This window comes from Erythrobacter ani (assembly GCF_019204025.1).
Taxonomy (GTDB): domain Bacteria; phylum Pseudomonadota; class Alphaproteobacteria; order Sphingomonadales; family Sphingomonadaceae; genus Erythrobacter; species Erythrobacter ani.
In genome coordinates, this window is the sequence record NZ_JAGSPB010000002.1 from 181,116 (window position 1) to 205,424 (window position 24,309).

Here is a 24,309-nt window from a genome sequence, read left to right on the forward strand (position 1 = left end):
TAACGTCAATGGTGGGGAAATGATCAAACGCCTGTTCGCCGCGCTGTTGGTGCTGACCCCGATGTCAATTCAAGCCCATGAACCCGTGCCCGCAACAATTGTCGTCGCTTTCGACCGGGACACTATCACGCCGCTCATCGTCGAAGGGATTGCCGACCGCGCGACGGGGCGCGAGGTCGAGCCCAACGATCCGGTGCGCATCGCGAGCATTTCGAAACTCATCATGGCGCTCGCGACCCTGCGGCTGGTGGACGAAGGCAAGGTCGCACTGGACGCGGATGTCTCGGACTATCTCGGCTGGCAGGTGCGTTCGCCCGGCTTCCCCGATGCTGCGGTAACGCTGGCACAGCTGCTCTCGCACCGCGCGGGCCTGCGCGACACCGCAGGATATGTCATTCCGCTGGGTGAAAGCCTGGAGGCGAAGCTGGCGGAGCCCGAGGCGTGGTTCGCAGATGCACCGCCCGGAGAGGCACCGTTCGAATACGCGAATCTCGGCTCGCCAGTGGTCGCGACTGCGCTCGAAGCGGCGACGGGCGAAAGCTATGACGCGATCGTGGAGCGCACGGTCTTCGCGCCCTTGGGGGCCGAGGGATGCCTCAACTGGATCGGGTGCAGTGAAGAACAGGTGGCGCGCGCCGTGGTGCTTTACCGCGATACGGGCGAGATTGCGCGCGATGACCCGGCGGATGTGCCGCCCAACTGCACGATCCCCGTGGCTGGGGGTACAGAGTGCTCGTTGGATGGCTATGTTCCGGGAACCAATGCCTCGATCTTTTCTCCGCAGGGCGGCGTGCGGATAGGGATGATGGACCTTGCGAAGATCGGACAGCAATTCCTGCAGTCGGTCGACGACAATTTCCTGACGGAGAAAAGCACATGGGCGCTGTTCTCGTCGATTTTTCTCAAGCACGAGGATCAGTCATTCTTCTGTTCCTATGGCCTGGCCCTGCAATCCATCGATAACTCGAACGGCAGGTGCGAGGACAATCTGTTTCCCGATGGTCGCATTCGCATCGGTCATGCAGGAGAGGCCTATGGGCTGCGTTCGGGACTATGGATGGATGTGCGCGCCGGTAATGGTATCGCCTACTTCACCACCGCCGTCCCGCCGCGCCAGTCGGCCGAGGACGAGGGCGGTTTCGACCCGCGTGAAATCGCGCTCATGGCCCGTGCGGAGGCGCTTCTGAACCAGCAATCGAGCGACTGAGCGCACGAAAGTTTCGCGTTTTCCCGGAATTTCGCGAAGGGTGATTGACGCCGGTCTTCGCATACGCAACATGAGCAATGCCTGCCGGGAGCGATTCCGGCGTCTTTCGCGGGAGAGACTGGCCCGGTTCAGATCGGGATCGGCGCCGAAGGAGCAACCGCCCCGGAAACTCTCAGGCAAACGGACCGCGAACAGGCACAGGCACTCTGGAAAGCGTGTCGGCGGATCACCGCAGGCACCACCGAAGGGGAGGCTGTGCACGCCGTCCGGTACGCGCAGCTGAAGCTCTCAGGTTTCCCGACAGAGGGGGCAGGAACGACGCACCGGTTCGGAGCGTTGCAATGCCTGTTCGGGGACCGAGATTTTGAGCGACGACACACCACACGACGAAACGCCGCTGGATACGCTCCCGCTGGATAGCTGGCACCGTGCGCAGGGCGCGCGGATGGTCCCGTTCGCAGGCTATGAAATGCCGATCCAGTACACCGGTCCGTCCGGGGGCATCGTCGCCGAACATAACTGGACCCGCGAAAGCGCCAGCCTGTTCGATGTGTCGCATATGGGCCAACTTACGCTCAAGGGTGACCATGCCGCGCATGAGCTCGAAAAGCTGCTTCCCGGCGCCATATCGAATCTCAAACCGGGCAAGATGCGTTATTCGCTGCTGCTCACCGAAGCGGGCGGTGTGATCGATGACCTGATGGTCACCAACACGGGACCGCACCTCGCGCTAGTGGTGAATGGCGCATGCAAGTGGGACGATATCGCCCACCTGCGCGAGCATCTGCCCGACGACATAACGCTCACCCATTTCGATGATTTCGCGCTGCTTGCGCTGCAAGGCCCGAAGGCGGGTGAAGTGCTGGAGAGCATTATCCCTGGCACGGGCGAGCTTACCTTCATGACCGCCGGGCTGTTTGAATGGGACGGCGCGCATCTTTGGGTGAGCCGCGCGGGCTATACTGGCGAGGACGGGTTTGAGATCTCTGTCCACGAAGGCCGCGCCGAAGACCTCGCCAATGCCCTCGTTGCCGATGAGCGGGTGAAGCCTGCAGGGCTGGGCGCACGGGACAGTTTGCGTCTCGAAGCCGGTCTGCCGCTTTACGGACACGACCTTGACCAGAATATCGACCCGGTCAGCGCCGACCTGTCTTTTGCCCTATCGAAGAAGCGCCGCAGCGAGGGCGGCTTTTTCGGGCACAAGGCGATCGCGGCGCGGCTCGCCGAAGCCGAAGGCGGCACGCTTGCGAAAAAGCGCGTCGGATTGCTGCTCGATGGCCGCATGCCTGCGCGCGAAGGGGCCGATGTTTTTGCGGGCGACCAGAAGATTGGAACCGTCACCAGCGGCGGGTTTTCGCCGACGCTCGGGCGCCCGGTTGCCATGGGCTATGTCGACGCGCTGCACGCCGCGGATGGCACCGCGCTCGAATGCGAAGTGCGCGGAAAGCGCCTGCCTGCCACAGTTTCACCCATGCCGTTTGTCCCGCACCGCTATTTTCGAGGGAGCTGATACCTATGCCGCGTTATTTCACCGATGAACACGAATGGATCGATGTCGAAGGCGATAGTGCCACGGTCGGCATCACCGACTACGCGCAGGAGCAGCTGGGCGACATCGTCTTCGTTGAACTGCCCGATGTCGGCGCTGTGATCGACAAGGGCAAAGACGCCGCCGTCGTCGAAAGTGTGAAAGCGGCAAGTGACGTCTACGCCCCGATCAGCGGCGAGATCACCGAAACCAATTCGTCGCTCGAAGATGACCCGGCGCTCGTCAATTCCTCGCCCGAGGAAGATGGCTGGTTCTTCCGCCTCACGATTTCCGACACGTCCGAGCTCGAAGGCCTGATGGACGACAAAGCCTACAAGACCTTCGTCGAAAGTCTCTGACCGTCCAGCCGACGCCGCACCTGCCAAAAGGCCGATAATCCCATGCGTTACCTCCCTCTCACCGATACCGATCGCGCCGACATGCTGGCCAAGATTGGCGCTTCATCGATAGATGATCTGTTCGTCGACGTCCCTGCGGTCGCGCAGCTCGACGGGCCGATCCATGACCTGCCGATGCATGCGAGCGAAATGGCGGTCGAGCGGCACATGAAATCGCGCGCGGGCAAAAATCTTGCGGCAGGCGACGCGCCGTTTTTCCTGGGAGCGGGCGCGTACCGTCATCATGTGCCTGCGAGTGTCGATACGGTGATCCAGCGTGGGGAATTCCTCACCGCGTACACGCCGTATCAGCCCGAAATCGCGCAGGGCACGCTACAGATGCTGTTCGAATTTCAGACGCAGGTCGCGCGTCTGTACGGCTGTGCTGTCGCGAATGCCTCGCTCTATGATGGATCGACCGCGTGCTGGGAAGCGGTGGCGATGGCGACGCGCCTGACCCGTCGCAAGCGGGCGGTGCTGTCCGGCGCGCTGCACCCGCATTATGCGCAGGTCGTGAAAACGATGGCGCAGTTCACCGGCGATGATATCGCCGACGCGCAGCCCGCGATCCAGACCGAACCCGATCTCGAAGGGCTCATCAGCCGGATCGATGAGGAAACCGCCTGCGTCGTAGTGCAGTATCCCGACATTCTCGGTCGGATCAGCGATCTATCCAAGGTAGCCGAAGCCGCGCATGCCAAGGGCGCGCTGCTTGTGGCCGTCAATACCGAACCGGTGGCTCTCGGCGCGATCAAGTCACCGGGCGAACTAGGCGCGGACATCGTCGTTGGGGAGGGCCAGTCGATTGGCGTCGGCCTGCAATTCGGCGGCCCATATCTCGGCCTGTTCGCCGTGCGCGATCCCAAGCATGTGCGCCAGATGCCGGGGCGGCTATGCGGTGAGACCACCGATGCCGAGGGCAAGCGCGGTTTCGTGCTCACCCTGTCGACCCGCGAACAGCATATCCGCCGCGAAAAGGCGACGTCGAACATCTGCACCAATAGCGGGCTGTGCGCTCTCGCATTCAGCGTCCACATGACCTTGCTCGGGGAAAAGGGCATACGCGAGCTCGCGGCGGAGAACCATCGCCTCGCATGCCTGACTGCTGATCGACTGGAGCGGGTGCCCGGCGTAACCTTGCTCAACAATGCGTTCTTCAACGAATTCACGGTTATGCTCGATGGCAAACCTGCACGCGAGGTCGTCCGCGATCTGGCCGACCGCGGCGTGCTTGGCGGAGTGTCGCTCGGACGGCTTTATCCCGGGGTCCAGGCTCTCGAGAATGCGCTGCTTGTCGCGGTGACCGAGACAACGACCGAAGAAGACATCGACCGTCTGGCCACCGAATTGCACGATGTGCTGGCCGCGGCGCAGGCGAAGGAGCCAGCCCAATGAACGCCCCCAACAAATCCGGTTGGAAGCCTGCCATGCAGGTCTCCGAAGATGGCCTTCACAACGGCCCGTCCACGACGACAGGCAACCGCGCATTGATGCTCGAAGAGCCGCTGATCTTCGAAATTGGCCATTCGCAGACGACCGGTGTTGACCTGCCTGAGATCGATGATGGCGCACCCACACGCCTTGCTGGCCTTGAACGCTCCGAGCCGATCGGCCTTGTGGGCCTGACCGAGCCGGAGACGGTCCGCCATTACACACGGCTCAGCCGTCAGAATTACGGGATCGACCTTGGTTTCTTCCCGCTCGGTTCGTGCACCATGAAGCACAATCCGCGCCTCAATGAGAAGATGGCCCGGCTCCCCGGTTTTGCCGACATTCACCCACTCGCCCCCCAGCAAAGCGTGCAGGGCGCGCTGCAGGTCATCCACGAGCTTGGCGACTGGCTGTGCAAGCTGACCGGCATGCCGTCCGTCGCGATGAGCCCGAAAGCCGGTGCGCATGGCGAGCTGTGCGGGATCCTCGCGATCCGTGCGGCCCACACCGCTCGCGGCGATGCGCGCAAGGTCGTGCTCGTCCCGGAAAGTGCGCACGGCACCAATCCCGCAACCGCAGCCTTTGCGGGATACGAAGTGGAGGACATCCCCGCGACCGCCGAAGGCCGCGTCGATGTTGCCAAGCTTAAAGAACGGCTTGGCCCCGATGTCGCGGGCGTCATGATCACCAATCCGAATACGTGCGGACTGTTCGAAAAGGATTTCCGCGAGATCGCCGATGCGGTCCACGACGCGGGCGGATATGTCTATTGTGACGGAGCGAATTTCAACGCCATCGTCGGCCGGGTGCGTCCCGGCGACCTCGGCGTCGATGCGATGCACATCAACCTGCACAAGACGTTCTCGACCCCGCATGGCGGCGGCGGCCCCGGTTCGGGCCCGGTCGTATTTTCCGAGGCTCTTGCGCCCTATGCACCGCTGCCATTTGTCAAGAAAAGCGATGCGGGCGAGTACCATCTTGTCGAAGAGGAAGACGGCGACGAATGCGGTCCAACCTTCGGACGGATGACTGCATTTCACGGCCAGATGGGCATGTTCACCCGCGCGCTCACCTACATGCTCAGCCACGGCGCCGATGGGTTGAAGCAGGTCGCCGAGGACGCGGTGCTCAACGCGAATTACGTGCTGCGCGGTCTCGAGGATATTCTCCATGCGCCCTTCGCCGATAGTGGCCCGTGCATGCACGAGGCGCTGTTCGGTGATAAGGATTTCGGGGGCGGGCTTTCCACGCTCGATCTGGCGAAGGCCCTGATCGACGAAGGGTTCCACCCGATGACGGTGTATTTCCCGCTGGTGGTCCACGGCGCTATGCTGGTCGAGCCAACGGAAACAGAGAGCAAGGCCAGCCTAGACCAGTTTATCACGGCTTTTCGTTCGGTAACGGAGCGCGCGCTTGCAGGCGATGAGAGCATGAAGCAGGCGCCGTATTACGCGCCGCGCCGCAGGCTCGATGAAACCGCAGCCGCGCGCAAGCCCAAGCTAGCTTGGAGCGAGCCTGAGTAAAGCTCGCCGAATCCCTGCTTACCGGGGATCGGGGCTTGGCTCCGGCGCGTCCTTGCCCGCAGGGCGCTCCACCGTAATCTTGATCGACTGGAGCGACAGGATGGCGATCCAGAAGCCGATGACGGCAAGCGCGCTGGAGCCCAGCATTGTGAATGCCGCGCCTTTCAGGCCCTGCCACCCCATCGCGACATCGAGCAGGGCGAAGCCCAGGGCCATCGGGATGGCGCGGGCGATCAGCGCGGTGCCCGCCCGTCCGGCGCTCACCAGCAGTGATTGCAGGCTCGCGCCGACCAGTTCGATAGCGCCCGCGATCGCGATGATGACCATGGTCCAGTAGACACCTCCCAGCGGTTCACCGGCGATGGTTTCGATGATGAGGCGGCCAAATATCAGCGCGAGCACGACGGCAAATATCCCTCCGCCGAGTGCGATATAGGCCATGCGCTGCGCGATCCTGACGGCATCATCCTTGGCATGGACGAGCTCGGGATAGATCGCCTTGGAAATCGTCTGCGCCAGTTGCACCAGTGCCTGACCGAGCTGTGCCGCGACACGGAAACCGCCCGCAAAAGCTTCTCCGCCGATCGCACCGACGAGCAGGAGCAGGACATGCTTCGCGCTGATATTGAGGCTTTCGGTGAGGTTGGTCGACCAGACGAAGCCCCATGCATCGGGGTGGCTGCGCGGGACATTACGCAAGCTTATGCGCGACAGATCGATCCGCTCGCGCCGGGCCGCGGCGAACCATAGCGCGCCGGCAACACACACCTCCGCAATCGCCCACGCGAGGACGAAGCCTGCGACCGTGGGCATGAATACCGCCGCAAGAACCGCGCAGGCGGTACGGACGATCGGCTGGGTCGCTTCGGCAGTCGTCGCCCTTTTGTAATCGAACCGCAGCCTGAGAAGCCCGATCGGCGTGGATCGCAACGCTAAAAGCGAGACGATGCAATATCCGAACGCTACCCAAAGCAGGTCGGTCGAGAGGGGGAGCCAATATTGCGCGGTGAAGCACAAGACTGCCGCGAGGACGGTGCCCAGCGCGATCGAGAGCAGGTCCAGCGCGATTGCGAACCCCGTAGCCTCGGTCGCGGCTTTCTTGTCGTCTGGCCCGCTGCCCGCTCCCCAGCGCACGATGAACTGCCACGTCTGGAAGCTTGCGAGGCCGGATACGGTCTGACCGAGAGCGACGATGATGGCGAAGTTGCCGAAACCTTCAAGGCCGAGAGTACGCGTTGCCAGGGCAAGGTAGACCAGGCTGAGCACGGCGTTGATGCCGCGCCCGCCGAGCAACCAGCCCATATTGGTAAATAGGCGTCCCATTCCTTTGGCCATGTGCGCCTGCGTTCTCCTGCTCAGACGCGGGGGTTTTTCCCTAACCCGTCACCTGATTCTCACGGCGTTTAAGGATTTTCTCCGTCACGGCAAAGGTTCGTTCGTTGTCGACGTCGATCGCATAATGTCCATCGGAGACGACAATGGGCGACAGTTTCAGCCCGAACCTGCGCGACACCTGGCTGAACAGTTTTTCTTTCGATCCCCAGCCGAGGCGAAACCGAAGGAGGTTCATAAGCCCGAACGCTTTGATGATACGGCGCGGGAACTTCACGAACTGGCCGCCTTCGCGCATGATCTCTGCCGCATTGAGCGCATGTTCGCTGCCCATCCAGTACATGTTGCAGTTGGAATAGGCGCCGTCGCGGAATTGGTAGAATTTCGCTTGTCCCTGCGGGTCGGCGGCCTGAACGTCTTCCTTTCGGGCGAGTGCCGCCGCTCCGCCTGCATCGGCCGCAAAGCATTTGTCGATGAACTCCCCGTATCCCTCGGGAGTGACCAGGCAATTGTCGGCGGTCGTGATCAGCACCGGGTATTCGGCCCCCTCGGCGCCGGACACCACGCTGTCGACGATGTTGAACTTGCCCTCGGCGAAGCTCAGCCGTCCTTCATCGATCAACTTGGAAACCGTGGGGAGGGCGGCGATTTCGTCCGGCTCGTGCGCCACAATGCGGATCTGGTCCACACGATCGCAGGCGGAAACCTGACGCACGACGCGTTCGACCATGGGCACGCCATTGACCGGTACGACGCATTTCTGCGCGACATTTGCGCGTTGGGCCAGCGGATCAAGCACGCCCGATCGCTTGCCTGCCATGATGAGTGCGGTGACTTTATTCTGATCGCTCATAATCTGCAGCCTTTACCGTCAAAGCTCTTACGGCGCAAAGCAACGAATGGAGCAGCTTGTGCAACATTTGGTCGCAGGGCATTGGGAGAATGATGCGGATCATCTTTTCACGCAAGGGCTTCGATAGCAGCGCCGGTGGAGGACCATCGCCAATTGTGGATGGACGCCCGTTGAGCCTGCCGATCCCGGCAGGTGCAGCAAGCGCGACGACCTATGGCGATCTGGGCCTCGGGGAGCTTGCCGCGAAATCCAGTCGGGGCAGGATACACGCGCGCGATCTGTGCCATCACGATCCGATGTTCCGCAATGATGGCACCTGTGTGTTCGGGCAGTGCGGTGCAGCCCAGACTCATCTGGAGCGGCAGGGCGTGAAGCCGGGCGATGTTTTTGTGTTCTTCGGACTGTTTGCCGATGAGGATACGGGAGAGCCCCATCACCGCATCTTTGGCTATTTGCGCACCGATGAGATGATCTCGCTTGCAAACGGCGTGCCCCATGACCTGCAAGAGATGCGTCATCCGCATGCGCTGGCCATGCATCACCGCAACGATTGCATCTGGCGGGGAGAAGGCGTGGAGGCAGCGCGCGCCAGTGATGCGCTGCGCCTCACCGTGCCGGGCGGGCCGCCAAGTCTGTGGCGGCGTCCCGACTGGCTGAAGCGCGGGGGCCTATCCTATCACGACCGCGCAGACCGCTGGCTGCGCGGCAAGCACGCACAACGCCGGCTGCAGAGCGTTGCGCGCGGTCAGGAATTCGTCGCTGATATCGGACGCAGGCAGGCACCGCGCGATTGGCTCGACCGGATAATCGCCGAAATCAGAGCGTCTTGATGATCCCGGAGAAATCGAGCGCGCCGTGTTCCTCGGCGAAGGCTTCGTAGATTTCCTGCGCATGCTTGCCCAGCGCTGTCTTCGCGCCCGCGCTGTCCGCCGCTTCCATAGCGAGCTTCAAATCCTTGAGCATCAACGCGGAAGCAAAGCCGCCCTGATAGCCATTGTCCGAAGGGCTCTGGGGACCGACGCCCGGCACCGGGCAATAGCTCGTCATCGACCAGCACTGGCCCGATGAAACGCTCGAAATGTCGTAGAATGTCTGCGGATCGAGGCCGAGTTTTTCAGCCATGGAGAACGCCTCGCAGGTGCCGATCATCTGGACCGCGAGCAGCATGTTGTTGCAGATCTTCGCCGCTTGGCCGTTCCCCGCATCGCCCGCGTGGATCACGGCCTTGCCCATCGCCTCCAGGATCGGCTTGGCTCGTCCAAACGCGGTTTCGCTGCCGCCGACCATGAAGGTGAGCGTGCCGCCATTCGCCGCGGCGATCCCGCCGGAAACCGGTGCGTCGACCATGTCGTACCCGGCCTCTTCGGCGGTCGCGATGACTTCACGCGCGGTCGCGACGTCGATGGTCGAGCAATCGAGGAGCACCGCACCCGCAGGGGCCTGACCGATGACGTCGGTGCGGTAGACATCGCGTACGATATTGCCGTTGGGCAGCATCGAGACCACCGCCTCGGCATCCTCGCAAGCGGCGCGGGCAGAACCGAACGTGGCGCAGCCTGCATCCTCGGCAGCGGCCAGGGCGTCCTGCGAAAGATCAAAAGCGCGCACGTCATGCCCCGCCTTCACGAGATTAGCGGCCATCCCGCCGCCCATATTGCCGAGACCGATGAATGCGATTTTCATGTGTTCTCTCCCCAACGAAAGGCGACTACCGCCCCTTCCAGTTGCCCTCACGTTTTTCGATAAACGCGGCCATGCCTTCCGCCTTGTCCTCGCTCGCGGTGAGGATCTGGAAAATCCGGCGCTCGACGATCAGGCCCTGGTCGAGCGTCATCTCGAAGGCGCTGTTGACCATTTCCTTGTTCGCGATGGTCGCCATCGGCGGCATGCCCGCGATGGTCGCGGCGGTCTTGAGCACGTCCGCGATCAGATCCGCCTGCGGAACCACGCGCACGATCAGGTTCGCGCGCTCGGCTTCCTCGGCACCCATCATCCGGCCGGTCAGGCACATCTCCATCGACTTCGACTTGCCGATGGCGCGGGTGAGCCGCTGCGATCCGCCCATGCCCGGTGCCACGCCAAGCTTGATTTCGGGCTGGCCGAACTTGGCGTTGTCGGAAGCGATGATGAAATCGGCCATCATGGCAAGCTCGCACCCGCCGCCCAATGCAAAGCCGTTGACAGCAGCAATCCACGGCTTGCGGGTTTTCTTCACGATCTCGCTGGTCCAGGGCGAGAAGAAATCGTCGAGATAGAAGTCGGCTGCTGCCTTCTCGCTCATCTCCTTGATATCCGCGCCGGCGGCGAAAGCTTTCTCGCCCGATCCGGTAAGCACTGCGCAGAGCTGACTGTCATCGGTCTGGTAATCGGCGAAAGCTTCGATCAGTTCTTCGAGAACCTTGGAATTTAGCGCGTTGAGCGCCTTTGGCCGGTTCAGCGTCATCAGCATGACGCCTTTCGTGCCTTGGGCGTCCTTCTCGACCAGAATCGTTTCGTACGTCGTGCTGTTGGTCATTTCAGGGGCTTCCATTCCTCGTTTTCAGGTAGCGGCGCGAAGATGCTGTCGATCAGCTCATCGGTGACCTGCTCCGGCGTGGGCGGATCCCACTGCGGATCGTTGGTTTTGTCGACGATCACCGCGCGCACGCCCTCGGCGAAATCGGGCCGGGTCAGCACGCGCGAGGCGATGCGGTATTCCATCCGCATATTTTCGGCAAAGTCGGTCATCTTCTCGCTCGTCGCAAGCTGGCGCAGCGCGACCTTGCAGGTCTGCGGGCTCTTGGTGCCAAGCGTGTCGCGTTCTTTCTGAGCCCATGCGGCGCCGCCGTTTTCGTCCGTCGCGATCTCGCTCTCGAGACTGGCGAGAATGTCTTCGTAATTATCGGAGGCGAAATGTTTGGCGATACGCAGGGCATTGCCTTCGATCCGTGCCTCGGGCGGGGTGCCGACAGGCTCTGACAAGATACCGGCGATCCGGCCGGGCCGTTCGATGATCCGTGCCTTAAGCTCTTCAAGCATTGCGCTCGGCACGTAATGCGTGGCGATACCGGTCCAAAGGCATTCGGCCCCATCGAGCCGTGCACCGGTCAGCGCAAGAAACTGTCCGAGGCGCCCGCCAAGGCGCGAAAGATACCATCCCCCGCCGACATCGGGGAACAGGCCGATCCCCGTTTCCGGCATGGCGAAGCGGGTGTTTTCGGTCGCGACGCGGAATTTCGCGGGCAGGGCAATCCCCACGCCGCCGCCCATCGTGATCCCGTCCATGAAAGCGACGATCGGCTTGGGATAGGTGAACAGCTGGTGGTTGAGCTGGTATTCGTCGTGGAAGAACTCGCGGCCCGAAACCCCTCCATCATTCAGCGCGGATTCGCGCAGCAGGTTGATATCGCCGCCAGCGCAGAAACCGCGCCCTTCGGCATGATCGAGAATGACCGCCTCGACCGCGTCGTCATGCTCCCACTCCGTCAGCGCCGCGCTCATCGCGTGACACATATCCAGCGTCAGCGCATGGAGCGCTTTGGGACGGTTAAGCGAGATATGGCCGACGCGGCCATGCGTGTGGATGTTTACATCTTGCGTCATGCTGCTGCTGCGTAGTCCTTGTCAAAAACATCCCACCGATTGCCGTATTTGTCTTTCAGGACGGCCACGCGGCCATAGCTCTCGCTTCGCGGAGCTTCCAGCACATCGATTGCGGTGGTGGACCATTGAATAATGGCCTCGTCAAAATCTGCGATACTCAGAAAAAAGGCAACGCTCTCGCCTGCCTGCCGACCGATTGCCGAACGCTGTTCATCGCTTTTCGCTTCTGCAAGGCGCAGGCGCGCGCCTCCTGCTGCACCCAGCTCGACCCAACGATGGCCCGATGCATGGCGCGTGTTCTCGATCAGCGCAAAACCCCAGTCCTGCGTGTAGTGAGTGATGGCGTCGTCGATTTCAGGGACGACGATTGTCACCATGAAGACCGCTCCGTCTTTCACTGGCGCAGCAGATCGCGGCCGACGATCATGCGCATGACCTGGTTCGTGCCTTCAAGGATGGAATGCACGCGAAGATCGCGCCAGAACCGTTCGATCGGATAGTCCTTCAAATACCCATAGCCGCCAAACAGTTGCAGCGCATCGTTGACGATCTTGCTGCCATTGTCGGTCGCGAGCCGCTTTGCCATCGCGGAAAAACGCGATTTGTCGGGTGCGTTATCCGTTACCTTGGCAGCAGCGAGATAGAGCAGCGCACGCGCCGCCTCGAGATCGGTCGCCATATCGGCGAGCATGAACTGTGTATTCTGAAAATCCGCGATTGGTGTGTCGAATTGCTTGCGATCCTTGGTGTAGGCGACAGCTTCGTCGAGACAGCGCTGCGCCCCGCCGAGCGAACACGCGCCGATGTTCAAGCGTCCACCATCGAGACCCATCATCGCAAACCGGAACCCTTCGCCCTCATCGCCGACCCGGTTTTCGACCGGCACACGCGCATCTTCGAAGATGACCTGCGCGGTAGGAGAGGCGTTCCAGCCAAGTTTCTTTTCAGGCGGGCCGAATGAAACGCCCGGCGTGTCCTTGTCGATCACAAGGCAGGTAATGCCCTTGGTCTTGTGATCGCTCGTGCGGACCATGGTCACATAAACATCGTTGACGCCGCCGCCGGAAATAAATTGCTTCGTGCCGTTGAGCACGTAATGATCTCCGTCGAGTTTCGCGCTGGCTTTCAGTCCCGCCGCGTCCGATCCGCTACCCGGTTCGGTCAGGCAATAGCTCGCGATTTTCTCCATCGTGACGAGGTCGGGCAGGTATTTGTCCTTCACCCCCTGACCGCCGAACTGGTCGATCATCCAGGCGGCCATGTTGTGGATCGAGATGAATGCGCTGGTCGTCGGGCAGCCATAGGCCATCGCCTCCATGATCAGCGCCGCCTCGAGCCGGCCCAGGCCGATGCCGCCCGATTCTTCGGAAACATAGATCGCGCCAAAGCCAAGCTCGGCGGTCTGTTTGATCACATCCCTTGGGAAGTGATGCTTTTCATCCCATTCCCCGGCATTGGGGGTGATGTTGTCGGCGGTGAAGCGCTGCGCCATTTCCTGGATCGCAAGCTGATCGGCGGTAAGTGAAAACTGTCCTTGCATGTCCGCGCGTCTACCTCGCTTCTTTCGCTTAGAAAAGGGCTGCGAGGCCGCTTCTTTTGCTAGGCCCGATGCGCGAAGTGCACCAAAAAGTTAGCGGCGGAGTAACCGGATGGATTTCCCGCGCGTACCTTATGATATGACCCAGCATTATTCGCGCCTGTTGATCGTCTACAACGCCGATGGCGGCATTCTGAATGCACTCAAGGATATGGTGCACAAGATCGTTTCGCCATCGACCTACCCGTGTTCGCTGTGCGCGCTCACACACGGCGCGTTTTCGATGCATGGCCAATGGAGGCGTTTCCTCGGCACGCTGCGGATGGATGTCCAGTATTATCACCGTGACGAGTTCGCCAAGGCGTATCCGACGCACACCGCTGATCTGCCTGCGATCCTGCTTGCCGAGCATGGCAATCCCGCGCGGATCCTGATCTCCGCAGACGAGCTCAACGCGATGGATGACCTGCCGGACCTGATCGTTCGCGTCGAAAGCAGACTGGAGATCGAACGGATCCGCAATCCGTTTCCCCGTGCGGTCGCTTAAGCGTCGGGCACGATAGCCTCGGCTTCGATCTCGACCTTCCATTCGCGCCGGCACAGCCACGCCGCGCCCGCCATCGTCGCAGCGGGCCTCGCATCGCCGAAATAACGTGCGTGGACCGCGCCGACTGCGTCCTGATCGTCGAAATCGGTGAGCAGCATCCGTGTTCGAACCACATCTGCGGCGCTCCCGCCCAGTCCCTCGATCGCAGTGATGATCAATTCACAGCACCGCGCAGCCTGCGCGGCGGCATCGCCGCTTGTGGTCTCACCGCCGGGTTCGATCGGTCCGGTCCCGGCAACGATAATGCGATTGTCCACCCGCACTGCCCGGCAGAACCCGAACTGATCCTCGAACGGGGAGCCCGATGTTGTACGCTGTCTGCCCATCATCCGCAGGTGATCGCCGTGATCTTCATCTGGTCGTCATAGCGGATGTTCACGCGGTCTTCGCGGTAATCCATCGTCCATGCCGAATTCGGCGGTCCCCATCTGAGCGTGCGTGCGCCGCTTTGGTCCAGAACGGCCTCGCCAGCGGCCTGCGTCGCCTCACGCCCGATATGTTCCTGGACAGCTTGTGCATCGCACATCGCGCTCACCGGTTTGGGGATCGGTTCGGCAGACCCGGCGTTGGCATCGGGCGCGGTATAAGCGCCCGCGCAGCCGCCGAGCGTGATGGTAATGGCAAGCACGGTAAGGTTCGCATTCATTGCGTTCTCCTCAATTCGAGCAGCGTTTGCTGGGATATTTGTCCGCCTCCTTGGGAGCTTCTCCATCGGAAGTGTGGAGCCGTTGATCGTTGCCATCCCCGACAAGTGAGAAGCGCGTCTGCTGTGTCCAGGTTTCTCCTTCGCCTTCCATGTCGAGTGTGACGACGACATCGCCGCCCTCTGACTCTGTAGCGGTCACCAGTCCGATGGACTCGTAGAACAGGATCTCGGACGCCGAGATTTCCATCAGCAGATCGCTCGTTCGTTCGCATGTTCCGCCTTCGTAATCCCACACGCCGTGATACTGAGTCGGAATCAAGCCGGAATTCCCTGCCGGAGGCGCGGTGTCGTCGCCGCTGTCTTGTTCGGGCTCGTCGGCTTTTGGTGTGGACGGGGCGGGCAGATCGCTTGTGCCTGCGGGTTCGGTTGGGCTCGGCGCGTCGGGATCCGTACCGCAGGCAGACATCAGCATGGCCGTGACAGCGAGCAGGCACAGCTGCGCAGACTTCGGCCCGCGCCGATCATCCCCGCGACGATCGGCGCCCTTCTCTTTCATCGTCGAACTCATAGCACCTCGCATCGGTCACCCTCCGCCGTGCGTTCTACATCGCGATACGCCGCATCGGTAGGGGCAAGTCTGCGGATGAGGACGACGCCTTTGTCGGTCGGAGAAGAATACCCGCCTGTCCCGGCCGCGCGTGAACCCTCGCGGTACAGTGTCGCCTCGCGGGTCTTGCCTTTACCGCGGATGGTAAGGAAGTTGTTTGTTCGAGCATCGTAGAATGAAACGCTGGAATATTCGTTCGAAGCGGCCATGACGACACGCAAACCATCCGGCGCTCGGTCCAGATCGAAACGGCAAATCGAATAGGCCAGATCGGGCGATGGACGTACGACGGTCTGCGTATCCGGGCGCATTTGCGGTGCGAGGCGGAACGCGTGAATTGGCACGCCGCTTTCGCCGATCAGCGTGTAGGCACGGTCCATGATGAAAGCGGGGGTGAAATGGAGCGCTGCTGCATGGCATGCTGCGGCCGCGACAAAACCTGTCGCCAATGGACCCAGCCAACGTCTCATCTCTCACCGCCCGTACATGCGAGGCGCTCTATGGACGGGGCGGCAATCGCTTTTTCCGGCTGTTTCAAAGCTTCTTCGGTCGGAACGTATAGCCGAAGTGTGAGATCGAAAGCCCCGCCACCTTTGCTCGAAATCCAGGCTTTGTCGGTCTCAGGCCGCCGGTTCGAAATGATTGCCGACCAGCGTTCCTTCTGCCCCATTTCCAGCGCCTGGCTTGCATCGAAACTCAGCGCTTCGTCGGTGTTGTCGGGAAGAAAGCTGTCTGCGCCGTAAAGGGTCACCGACCACCAGCGTGCGGGCAGGTGCTCGCCGCCGATCCGGTAGCTGCACGCCGCATCAAGAGGGCGGCCCGAATCGTCGACGGAGCGAGTGAAATAGATCGCCTCGCTGCGCGAAAGCGCAAGGAGGCCATGACGGGCGATCCGTGCGCGAGTGTAGGGATCGGCGGCCTCAGATCCGATATTGAGGTCACCGCGCCAGCCATCGATTTCTATCGCACCGGTCAGCGTGTCGCTTGACGCGATAACGCCCGACATCGAAAGCGCTGAAAAGCCACCAATGACCGCGCCGCCTATGATCGCCGCGCCATAAGCGAGCAGACCTCGCATCTGGCTCTACCCCATGGTCGGGATGACAAAAGCATTGGAGCCATCGCCGCCGCCATCGGGCCAGCGCTGTGTGACCTTTTTCAGCTTGGTCCAGAATTTGAGACCCTCGGTCCCGTATTGGTCGATATCGCCAAAGCCGGAGCGCTTCCATCCGCCGAAGCTGTGATAGCTGACCGGAACCGGGATTGGCACGTTGATGCCGACCATCCCGACATTGACGCGGCTCGCAAATTCGCGTGCGGCGTGGCCATTGCGCGTGAAGATCGCGACGCCGTTGCCGTATTGATGATCGCTGGGCAGGCGCACCGCATCCTCGAAATCATGCGCGCGCACGATCTGGAGCACCGGGCCGAAGATTTCCTCCTGATAGCTTTCCATCTTGGGCGTGACGTGGTCGATCAGGGTCGGTCCGACAAAGAAGCCTTTCTCGTGGCCTTGCAATGTGAAACCGCGCCCATCGACGACGATCTCCGCGCCCTCTTTCTCGGCGGTGTCGATCCAGCCTTCGACGCGGGCCTTGTGTTCGGGAGTCACGACCGGACCGTAATGCGCGTCAGGGTCGTTCGACACACCGATATTGAGCGCGTGGATCGCCGGGATCAGCTTTTCCTTGAGCCGCTCTGCCGTGTCCTCGCCCACCGGGACGACCACCGGCAACGCCATGCACCGCTCGCCCGCCGAACCGAAGGCCGCACCGGCCAGATCGTTCACCACCTGGTCCAGATCGGCGTCGGGCATGACGATTCCGTGATTCTTGGCGCCCCCCATCGCCTGAATGCGCTTACCGGCTGCAACGCCGCGTTTGTATACGTAATGCGCGATGTCGGATGAACCGACGAAGCTGACGGCCGAGATCGCCGGATGGTCCAGAATCGCATCGACCATTTCCTTGTCGCCGTGCACCACCTGCAACAGCCCTTCGGGTGCGCCCGCCTCGACGAACAGTTCGGCTAGACGCACGGGCACGCTGGGATCGCGTTCCGAGGGTTTGAGGATAAAGGCGTTGCCCGCGGCAATCGCCATGCCGAACATCCACATCGGGATCATCGCCGGGAAATTGAACGGCGTAATCCCCGCGCCGATGCCGAGCGGCTGGCGCATCGAATAGACATCGATACCGGGACCGGCACCTTGGGTGTATTCGCCCTTGAGCACCTGCGGGATGCCGCAGGCATATTCGATCACTTCGAGCCCGCGCTGAACGTCGCCCTTCGCATCGTCGATTACCTTGCCATGCTCCGAGGAGAGCAGTTCGGCGAGGCTTTGCATGTTCGCCTCGATCAATTCCTTGAACTTGAACATCACGCGGGCGCGTTTCTGCGGATTGGTTGCCGCCCATGCCGGCTGGACCCTTTGCGCCGTGGCGACCACCTGTTCGAGCAAGGCGGCATCGCCAAGGCCGACTTCGGCCTGAACTTCTCCGGTGGACGGGTTCCACACCTGGTGCTTGCGGGTTGGGGCGGGGCTGTCACCGACGATGAAATGATCGATCTGACGCATGGGGGATCTCCTTTTCCTTGCTGCAGCCAATGCAACAGCGCGCGCGCAGCGGCAAGGGAAAGCCGCCTCGCTAAAGTGCTTGTTTTTGGCGCTTGGCAGGCGGGGTGGCTTAGCTTCCGCTCGCCGGATAGCTTGACCAGACCGTGCGCCCGGCCGGACCGAAAGCGACGACATCATACGCCTGCTGCCTGTCGCCATACTCCATGCCGGGCGAGCCGATCGGCATGCCCGCGACAGCCAGACCGCGCACGCCCTCGGGCCGCTGCTTGAGCAGGCGGGCAACGTCGGCAGCGGGCACATGGCCTTCGATCACATAGCCATCGATCAACGTCGTATGACACGATGAGAGGTCGGCGGGCACACCGGCGCGCCATTTCACCGATTGCATGTCAGGTGTGCTGACCGGCTTCACTTCGCCAGTCTCTCCGGCGGCCGTCCAGTATTCGCGCATATGCTCCAGCCATTCGAGGCAGCACCCGCACGAGGGGCTGCGGAACATGGTCACATCGGCGGCCTGCACCGCGCCGCCGGACGCAGCGGAGAGCATCAGCGCGAGCGCGAATACGGGTTTGCGGGTGACGTTCTTTACGGTCGGTTTCATGGGCACCGTCTAGCGCAACCGGGCGGCAATTTTCAATCGCGCTCTTCGCCGGACGGGTCTCCCGGCGAACAAGAATTGCGTTGACGCGCACAGCCTCACGCGACAAACGCTGCGGCGGCCAGCGGGTGTAGCTCAATGGTAGAGCAGCAGCTTCCCAAGCTGACGACGAGGGTTCGATTCCCTTCACCCGCTCCAGCGCCGCCTTCCCAAAACATCCCGGAAACGCTATAAATCCCATGGAAAACATAGGTTTTCTGGCGTTCGGTTGTCCTGCATTTGCCCGCTTAGTCCCGCCAAATCTCGCTGATTTGGGGGCCACGTACCGGGTAAAAGTCTGAAAATATGGCACTAGCAGACTTTGCAGTTCGCAAGGCTAGACCTAAGGTGAAAGCCTACAAATTGGGTGACCCGCTAGGGCTCTTCCTTTTGGTTCAGCCAAGTGGCGGCAGATTGTGGCGCATGAAGTACCGCGTCGATGGCCGCGAGAAGAAACTGGGGTTCGGAACCTACCCGGAAATCGGGCTGGCAGAGGCGCGTAGAAGGCGCGATGCCGCGCGCGAAACGCTGGCACAGGGAAAGGACCCCTCGCGTGAGAAGCAGCGTGAGAAGGTGCGTAAGAAGCTTGGTGCCGAGAATACATTCGCTTCTATCGCCGCTGAGTTTTGCTAGAAGCGCAAGCACGATGGCTCACGAGCCTGGGCACCCGCAACGGCGAAGCGCTGCAAATACCTACTGTCGGTCCTCAACAGGTCGATTGGCAATCTGCCCATCGCCGACATCGAGCCCGCCGACATCCTGACAGCCGTTCGCCGTATCGAAAACAAGGGCAAGCTGGAAAGCGCGAAGCGAACCTTTCAACTGGCAGGTTCGATGTTCCGTTATGCGGTGGCCACGGCGCGCCTCAAGTCCGATCCAACGCGCGACTTGAGGGGCGCGCTGACGAACCCGACCGTGACGCATTATGGAGCGGTGCTAAATCCAGCAGGGGCCGGCGAGCTGCTCAGGGCGATCAACGGGTACGAAGGCCAACCTATCACCAAACTGGCAATGCAGCTTGCTCCGCATGTGTTCGTAAGGCCGGGTGAGCTCCGTCATGCCGAATGGAGCGAGATCGACTTCGAAGGCGCTTTGTGGACGATCCCGGCGAGTAAGACGAAGGTGCGCAAGGATCACCTTGTCCCGCTCTCACGCCAAGCGATTGCGATCCTGGAAGAGGCCCATAGGCTGACCGGACCCGATGGCTATGTGTTCCCGTCAGTCCGCACTCGAAGGCGACCGATGAGCGATAACACGATCAACCCAGGCCTGCGCCGCTTGGGCTATACCACCGACGAGATGACCGCTCACGGCTTCCGAGCGATGGCCTCCACGCTGTTGAACGAAAGTGGCAAGTGGAACCCCGATGCCATCGAACGCGCGCTTGCGCACGGCGACAGCGATAAGGTCCGTGCAGCCTACCATCGCGGCGCCCATTGGAAAGAGCGTTTGAGGATGATGCAGCGGTGGAGCGATTACCTTGATAAGCTCCGCGAGGGCGCGGAAGTGGTGCCGATCAAGGCAGCGAAACGCTGACGGTTTGAGCTGAAAATCGCAACTCTTCTGCGACCCGCGAGAACACGGCGAAATCTCTCATAATTACCGCTGCTTATCGCAAAGTGAGTTGCCTACGGCTCGGCGGAAACCCGCTTAACTCGTAGGCGAGTTGATTCCGCCCAAAACGCTTATTTGACGTAAAATCATAGATTTACTGCCCGAAATCGCGGGGTAGGGTGTGCTCCTGTGTCAAGTTGCCAAGGATGGTCCAGAAAGGCTAGGCAATATGCTGGCGCGACAACGTATCACTTCCGAGCGGATTTTGAGCCTCACTAGCGTTTGAGGCTGCTTATGGGCCGTTGGCAGTCAGTCCGCTCTCGGTGCTGGGGAAATCGGCAAACGGCCATCCCGCGTGGCCCCGATTGTGGATGGATCGGCATCTTTTGATGAGCCCTGAAGGCGGACGGCACCCCGTTCGATCGAATGGAAGGTTCTCACCCAATAAACTAGCCGTGACTCTAAAGGGTTCACCGTTGCAGACCCTCTTACTTGTCACGACCAATCCGAGCGCAAACAACGAAGCAGAAAATGGCATGTTTCGCGTAGAAACCGGCAAGTCACAGCCGACCATCCGATGCTACTTCGTCCGTAACACTCGCAATCGCAAGTGGAGTTGTCCGTACGCGGTTGCCTGAAATACGTTGCATCGGAGAATTTAAATGTCCTCAATCGAAAAACAGGCTTTGGATCTGACCGCGCACCATGCAGTGACCAATGCAATTGATCCGCAAGGTGCGCTCGCCGGTAGCGCAACCGGCAAAGTCCTCTTTATAACCGGCGCATCGCAAGGAATTGGACGCGCTACCGCTGCCGCTTTTGCAGCTGCAGGTGCCAAGTCGATCTACGCTACGGCACGATCTGAACAAGGTCTCCAAGAAGCGCGTGAGGTCGTAAAGGAAGCCAATCCAAACACCGACTACGCTTACATGAGCATCGACGTCACCGATGCGATGCAGGTCAGCGCTGCGGTCGACGACTGCGTCGCGAAGTTTGGAGGCGTCGATGTGGCCGATGCAAATGCGGGGGCTTTAGGGCCGTGGAAGAAGCTCGCAGTTTCTGATCCAGACGGTTGGTGGACGACATTCGAAGTGAATGTGCGGGGTGCCTATCACGTCGCTCGCTATTGCTTGCCTCATTTGATTGAATCGGCGGCCAAACCCCAAGAAGATGGGGCGCAAGGTGGACATCTCATTCTGGTGTCGTCGGTCGGCGCGCAACTTCTGGTGGACGGCGCATCAGATTATCAAACCTCGAAGCATACGATCAATCGGCTTTGCGAATTCGTTCACAGCGACCACGGAGCAGAAGGTGTAAAGTGCTTCGCCATGCACCCAGGTGGCGTCGCCACTGAGATCGGCAAGAGTATGCCTGAATACATGCATGCTCATCTGAACGATCCCCCAGAACTCGCCGCGGCGTTCGCAGTCTGGCTGTCTTCGGGCCAAGCCGATTGGGCTGCCGGTCGATATCTCAGCGCCAACTGGGATATTAAGGAGTTGGTTTCTATGAAGGCTAGAATTCTTGAGGACGATCTTCTCGTGAACCGGCTGCGAGCGCGCTGGTGACTCATCTCAATTCACCACCCAAATCAGGAGGCCACAATGACGGCTTTTTTCATTTCCACATGGTCCGTGAAGGACCGGGCTAAGTTCGACGAATACGTTGCAAAGGCGGAAGCCAGTCTGATCCCGCATGGTGGGGAGCGCCTGCTCTGGGGCAGGATGGAAAGCGTGCTCGCCGGCGAGATCGATTACGATGAGTGCGTCGTCGTCCAGTTTCCCGATCTGGAGGCACTAAACGCCTGGCATGAATCGGAAGCCTATCAGAGGATCATACCAATCCGGCGCGACGCGGTTCGCGTAACTGTGGCCGCGTATTCGACAAAATAGGGGCAACTCCGTCTCTCAAAGCGCGCGCAGGCTTATCAAATGAAATGTAGGCAAAGGCGCATATAGCGAGGATTTGGCACGTTTTTCGAACTTATGGGCAAGCCACGATTTCTGAGCAACGGTATCTCAATCCTCACAAACGCAGACCGAGTTTCTTCGAGGAGAAATACATGACAAATTCAAATCCCAAGTTTGCAAGCAGCCCAGATATGAGCGGCCCTGACAATCCTGATCGCCGAAACCTGCTGGCTGCCGCAGCGGTTGGTGTAGCCGCCGCAGCCGGTCCCGCAGTTTTTGGCGGCACCAGCGCCTCGGCTCAATCATCGGACAATGCAGGAAGCAAGCACGAGCTGTCGGGCAAGGTGGCCTTCATCACAGGTGGCGCTCGCGGCATCGGTCTGGCCTCGGCCGTGGAAATGGCCAAGGCTGGCGCTAATATCGTCTTGTTCGATATCGCGACACCGAATCTGGTTCCAATTAGCTATCGCTTATCGAGCGAAGCGGACCTCGCTGCGGCGCAAGCGCAGATCGAGGGATTGGGTGTACAGTGCATAAGCTACAAGGGCGACGTTCGAAACCTCGCTGATTTGCAATCGGCGATGCGTCAGGCGGTCGATCGCTTCGGTCGCTTGGATATTGTGCTGGCCAATGCGGGCGTCGGCCATGCGGGCGCTATCGACGGCGTCTCCGCAGAATTGTTTTCGACTCTCTACGAAACAAATGTCGGAGGCTACATGAAAACAACGCAGGCGGCCGTGCCACACTTGCGCGGTGCGGGAGGCGGACGGATCATCTATGTCTCCTCGGGTCTGTCCCGCACTGGCAACGATATCTTCGGCGTCTATGGATCGACCAAATGGGCGGTTAACGGTTTTGCCAAGAGCGCGGCACTAGCCTACGGGCGCGACAACATCCTCTGCAATGTAGTGGCGCCAGGCCTTGTTCGAACGCCATTCGCGGACAATGCTGCTGTCCTGGGGCAGATGATGCCGAATGCTTCAAACCCAACCTTTGATGCCGTTTCGGAGATGATAGCGCAGTCGAACCCGATCGGCGTGGGTCATGTTGAGCCTGAGGAAGTTGCCAAGTCTGTCATGTACTTTACCGGAGAGGCAACGGACAAGATGACTGGCGAGGTGCTCGACGTCGGTTACGGTGCGGCCGCTACCAGCGTCGCCTGATTGCTACGCCTTCGGGTCGCTCACTCAGGCGATTTCGCAGCTTAGCCAAGCCGCCGAAAGGGCATTAGTTCGCAGTTGCTCTGGCCACTTTCGGCGGCATTCCGAAGTTCTTCGAGTAGTCACGGCTGAATTGATTGACGCTCTTGTATCCTACCTCGAGTGCGGCATGCGTGACCGAAGCGCGATCGACGGAAAGCAGGCTGTGCGCCTCTTGAAGACGTATGCGCTTCAGATATCTGTTCGGCGTTGTACCGGTGATTTCACGGAAGCGTTTATGAAAGACCGTTGCGCTCATGCCCGCTTCGGCAGCGACGTCTCCGACCTGGCACGAATTTTTGTAGTTCTCCCTGATAAAAGCAATGGCGCGCGCAATCCTGTTTGCCGGAGTCTGCGGCGAACTCATTGCGCGCAACATTCCGCCATGCGATGCCCGCAGCATCCTCAGGTGGACTTCTCTCATCGCGGCTTGTCCCAGCAATTGCGCCTCCAGCGAATCTGCTAGCACGACGAGCAATCGATCGATCGCTTCGAGAAGCGCCAGTTCGGCCTTTTCCGAAGCGACAGAATGTATGTCATCCGTTCCGCCTGTAATTTGTGCGATTTCCGCGACCAGGCTGCGAATGACCGACATATCGAGCCTCACGATGAGAGCTGTGTAGGGCTCGTGCTCGCTTGCCTTTGTGATCTGGGCCTGAACTGGAACATGATGGCTGATGAGAACTGTGTCGCCAGCCGTTAGGGAGAGCTTCCGGCCATCGATGATAGTTTGTTTCGCACCTTGAAGAATCAGGCAAAGCGCGGGCTCGTACATCGTGTCACGCAATTCCGAGGCTTGGCGCTCTCGAAAACAGAACACTCGATCAGAAAGTTCGCAATAGTCGCTCTCTATCGCTTGATCGCGAAAGAGCTGTTCGACTCGATCTTTAACAGCTTCAAACATAAGACATTATTATTCGAGAGGCCCGCGAAGAGCAATGGTCGCGCTCGCCGCCGATCGTGATCTGAGCCTTTCGTCGACTGGCCAACAAGCTATACAAGGATGGGCGCGTTCTTGGAGGCCTGAAAGGATGTCGGCTTCTGAAGTTTAGCTCCCAAGAACGGACTTGCCGCTTTTCAACCCTTCTCAGCTGGATCCCTACGTCTCGAAATGAGTCCGAAAGTAATGGATCCGGTTCTAGAGAGTCGCGGCCAAGAGCGGCCGCTCGGTTCGAACGGA

At 60.6% G+C, this 24,309-nt stretch carries 25 protein-coding genes, 1 tRNA gene, 1 pseudogene and 1 riboswitch; of the genes and pseudogenes, 12 read left to right on the forward strand and 15 right to left on the reverse strand.

Translation table 11 applies throughout. The features are described 5' to 3' along the window. Positions 1-19: 19 nt before the first annotated feature. The 5 genes from KCG45_RS07885 to gcvPB all read left to right on the forward strand — a co-directional run bounded on the left by KCG45_RS07885 (position 20) and on the right by gcvPB (position 6,087). Entirely contained in the window at positions 20-1,207 is a 1,188-nt protein-coding gene (locus tag KCG45_RS07885; protein ID WP_218316726.1) for a serine hydrolase domain-containing protein, read from the forward strand. Positions 1,208-1,306: 99 nt separating this feature from the next. Beyond that, a riboswitch (glycine riboswitch) is annotated at positions 1,307-1,405 on the forward strand. 166 nt (positions 1,406-1,571) lie between these two features. Continuing rightward, a complete protein-coding gene (gene gcvT / locus KCG45_RS07890) occupies positions 1,572-2,717 on the forward strand; it encodes a glycine cleavage system aminomethyltransferase GcvT (protein ID WP_218316728.1) in 1,146 nt (381 codons plus the stop codon). A 5-nt stretch (positions 2,718-2,722) separates the two neighbouring features. After that, positions 2,723-3,094 carry a glycine cleavage system protein GcvH gene (gcvH, locus tag KCG45_RS07895; RefSeq protein ID WP_218316730.1) on the forward strand — a complete coding sequence of 124 codons (372 nt, stop codon included), beginning with the start codon at positions 2,723-2,725 and terminating at the stop codon, positions 3,092-3,094. Positions 3,095-3,136: 42 nt separating this feature from the next. Then, positions 3,137-4,528 carry an aminomethyl-transferring glycine dehydrogenase subunit GcvPA gene (gcvPA, locus tag KCG45_RS07900; protein ID WP_218316732.1) on the forward strand — a complete coding sequence of 464 codons (1,392 nt, stop codon included), beginning with the start codon at positions 3,137-3,139 and terminating at the stop codon, positions 4,526-4,528. Next, positions 4,525-6,087: an aminomethyl-transferring glycine dehydrogenase subunit GcvPB gene (gene gcvPB, locus KCG45_RS07905; protein WP_218316733.1), complete on the forward strand. Its 1,563-nt coding sequence runs from the start codon at positions 4,525-4,527 to the stop codon at positions 6,085-6,087. Before gcvPA ends, gcvPB begins: the two co-directional genes overlap by 4 nt. Positions 6,088-6,105: 18 nt before the next feature. Here the strand turns inward: gcvPB and KCG45_RS07910 are convergent, their stop codons facing one another. Both KCG45_RS07910 and KCG45_RS07915 read right to left on the reverse strand, forming a co-directional pair. After that, positions 6,106-7,422 carry a lipopolysaccharide biosynthesis protein gene (locus KCG45_RS07910; protein ID WP_255548088.1) on the reverse strand — a complete coding sequence of 439 codons (1,317 nt, stop codon included), beginning with the start codon at positions 7,420-7,422 and terminating at the stop codon, positions 6,106-6,108. A 40-nt stretch (positions 7,423-7,462) separates the two neighbouring features. Further along, on the reverse strand, positions 7,463-8,272 hold the full coding sequence (locus KCG45_RS07915) for an NTP transferase domain-containing protein (RefSeq protein WP_218316734.1): 810 nt from the start codon (positions 8,270-8,272) through the stop codon (positions 7,463-7,465). 89 nt (positions 8,273-8,361) lie between these two features. Between KCG45_RS07915 and KCG45_RS07920 the strand changes: the two genes are divergently transcribed. Next, positions 8,362-9,102 (forward strand): Nmad3 family putative nucleotide modification protein, encoded by a 741-nt coding sequence (locus KCG45_RS07920; RefSeq protein ID WP_255548089.1) that lies wholly within the window; start codon positions 8,362-8,364, stop codon positions 9,100-9,102. Here the strand turns inward: KCG45_RS07920 and mmsB are convergent. The 5 genes from mmsB to KCG45_RS07945 are packed head-to-tail and all read right to left on the reverse strand — an operon-like array spanning position 9,089 to position 13,394. Continuing rightward, positions 9,089-9,970, reverse strand: a complete 882-nt coding sequence (mmsB, locus tag KCG45_RS07925; RefSeq protein WP_369410758.1) for a 3-hydroxyisobutyrate dehydrogenase — start codon at positions 9,968-9,970, stop codon at positions 9,089-9,091. The genes KCG45_RS07920 and mmsB overlap by 14 nt on opposite strands. A gap of 10 nt (positions 9,971-9,980) precedes the next feature. Next, positions 9,981-10,787, reverse strand: a complete 807-nt coding sequence (locus tag KCG45_RS07930; RefSeq protein WP_218316736.1) for an enoyl-CoA hydratase-related protein — start codon at positions 10,785-10,787, stop codon at positions 9,981-9,983. After that, the gene (locus tag KCG45_RS07935; protein ID WP_218316737.1) at positions 10,784-11,854 is read right to left on the reverse strand and encodes an enoyl-CoA hydratase/isomerase family protein; all 1,071 of its coding nucleotides are present in this window, start codon (positions 11,852-11,854) and stop codon (positions 10,784-10,786) included. The genes KCG45_RS07930 and KCG45_RS07935 overlap by 4 nt, the downstream gene beginning before the upstream one ends. Continuing rightward, a complete protein-coding gene (locus KCG45_RS07940) occupies positions 11,851-12,231 on the reverse strand; it encodes a VOC family protein (protein ID WP_218316738.1) in 381 nt (126 codons plus the stop codon). The genes KCG45_RS07935 and KCG45_RS07940 overlap by 4 nt, the downstream gene beginning before the upstream one ends. 17 nt (positions 12,232-12,248) lie before the next feature. Next, positions 12,249-13,394 carry an acyl-CoA dehydrogenase family protein gene (locus tag KCG45_RS07945; protein WP_218316739.1) on the reverse strand — a complete coding sequence of 382 codons (1,146 nt, stop codon included), beginning with the start codon at positions 13,392-13,394 and terminating at the stop codon, positions 12,249-12,251. A 109-nt stretch (positions 13,395-13,503) separates the two neighbouring features. On the opposite strand from KCG45_RS07945, the gene KCG45_RS07950 reads away from it, so the two are divergent. After that, on the forward strand, positions 13,504-13,938 hold the full coding sequence (locus KCG45_RS07950) for a phage holin family protein (RefSeq protein WP_218316740.1): 435 nt from the start codon (positions 13,504-13,506) through the stop codon (positions 13,936-13,938). Here KCG45_RS07950 and KCG45_RS07955 read toward each other — a convergent pair. From KCG45_RS07955 to KCG45_RS07985, 7 genes are all read right to left on the reverse strand, one after another. Then, on the reverse strand, positions 13,935-14,327 hold the full coding sequence (locus KCG45_RS07955) for a RidA family protein (RefSeq protein ID WP_218316741.1): 393 nt from the start codon (positions 14,325-14,327) through the stop codon (positions 13,935-13,937). The genes KCG45_RS07950 and KCG45_RS07955 overlap by 4 nt on opposite strands. After that, positions 14,324-14,644, reverse strand: coding sequence for an I78 family peptidase inhibitor (locus KCG45_RS07960; protein ID WP_218316742.1), 321 nt, complete (start codon positions 14,642-14,644; stop codon positions 14,324-14,326). Before KCG45_RS07960 ends, KCG45_RS07955 begins: the two co-directional genes overlap by 4 nt. 10 nt (positions 14,645-14,654) lie before the next feature. Then, positions 14,655-15,200, reverse strand: coding sequence for a hypothetical protein (locus tag KCG45_RS07965; RefSeq protein WP_218316743.1), 546 nt, complete (start codon positions 15,198-15,200; stop codon positions 14,655-14,657). A gap of 8 nt (positions 15,201-15,208) precedes the next feature. Continuing rightward, positions 15,209-15,721: a DUF1254 domain-containing protein gene (locus KCG45_RS07970; RefSeq protein WP_218316744.1), complete on the reverse strand. Its 513-nt coding sequence runs from the start codon at positions 15,719-15,721 to the stop codon at positions 15,209-15,211. Beyond that, a complete protein-coding gene (locus KCG45_RS07975; protein WP_218316745.1) occupies positions 15,718-16,329 on the reverse strand; it encodes a DUF1214 domain-containing protein in 612 nt (203 codons plus the stop codon). The genes KCG45_RS07970 and KCG45_RS07975 overlap by 4 nt, the downstream gene beginning before the upstream one ends. A 6-nt stretch (positions 16,330-16,335) precedes the next feature. After that, the gene (locus tag KCG45_RS07980) at positions 16,336-17,829 is read right to left on the reverse strand and encodes a CoA-acylating methylmalonate-semialdehyde dehydrogenase (protein WP_218316746.1); all 1,494 of its coding nucleotides are present in this window, start codon (positions 17,827-17,829) and stop codon (positions 16,336-16,338) included. A gap of 109 nt (positions 17,830-17,938) precedes the next feature. Beyond that, positions 17,939-18,430, reverse strand: a complete 492-nt coding sequence (locus KCG45_RS07985; protein ID WP_255548090.1) for a DUF411 domain-containing protein — start codon at positions 18,428-18,430, stop codon at positions 17,939-17,941. Between the two features lie 121 nt (positions 18,431-18,551). On the opposite strand from KCG45_RS07985, the gene KCG45_RS07990 reads away from it, so the two are divergent. From KCG45_RS07990 to KCG45_RS08010, 5 genes and pseudogenes are all read left to right on the forward strand, one after another. Next, positions 18,552-18,625, forward strand: a tRNA-Gly gene (locus KCG45_RS07990). Positions 18,626-18,772: 147 nt separating this feature from the next. Continuing rightward, positions 18,773-20,002 (forward strand): annotated as a pseudogene (locus KCG45_RS07995) (tyrosine-type recombinase/integrase). A gap of 680 nt (positions 20,003-20,682) precedes the next feature. Next, positions 20,683-21,588: an SDR family oxidoreductase gene (locus tag KCG45_RS08000; RefSeq protein ID WP_218316747.1), complete on the forward strand. Its 906-nt coding sequence runs from the start codon at positions 20,683-20,685 to the stop codon at positions 21,586-21,588. Positions 21,589-21,624: 36 nt separating this feature from the next. Beyond that, positions 21,625-21,912 (forward strand): DUF1330 domain-containing protein, encoded by a 288-nt coding sequence (locus tag KCG45_RS08005; protein WP_218316748.1) that lies wholly within the window; start codon positions 21,625-21,627, stop codon positions 21,910-21,912. Positions 21,913-22,121: 209 nt separating this feature from the next. Beyond that, the gene (locus tag KCG45_RS08010) at positions 22,122-23,093 is read left to right on the forward strand and encodes an SDR family NAD(P)-dependent oxidoreductase (protein ID WP_218316749.1); all 972 of its coding nucleotides are present in this window, start codon (positions 22,122-22,124) and stop codon (positions 23,091-23,093) included. Positions 23,094-23,157: 64 nt separating this feature from the next. On the opposite strand, the gene KCG45_RS08015 is transcribed toward KCG45_RS08010, so the two are convergent. Beyond that, a complete protein-coding gene (locus tag KCG45_RS08015) occupies positions 23,158-24,033 on the reverse strand; it encodes an AraC family transcriptional regulator (protein WP_255548091.1) in 876 nt (291 codons plus the stop codon). Positions 24,034-24,309 lie beyond the last annotated feature (276 nt).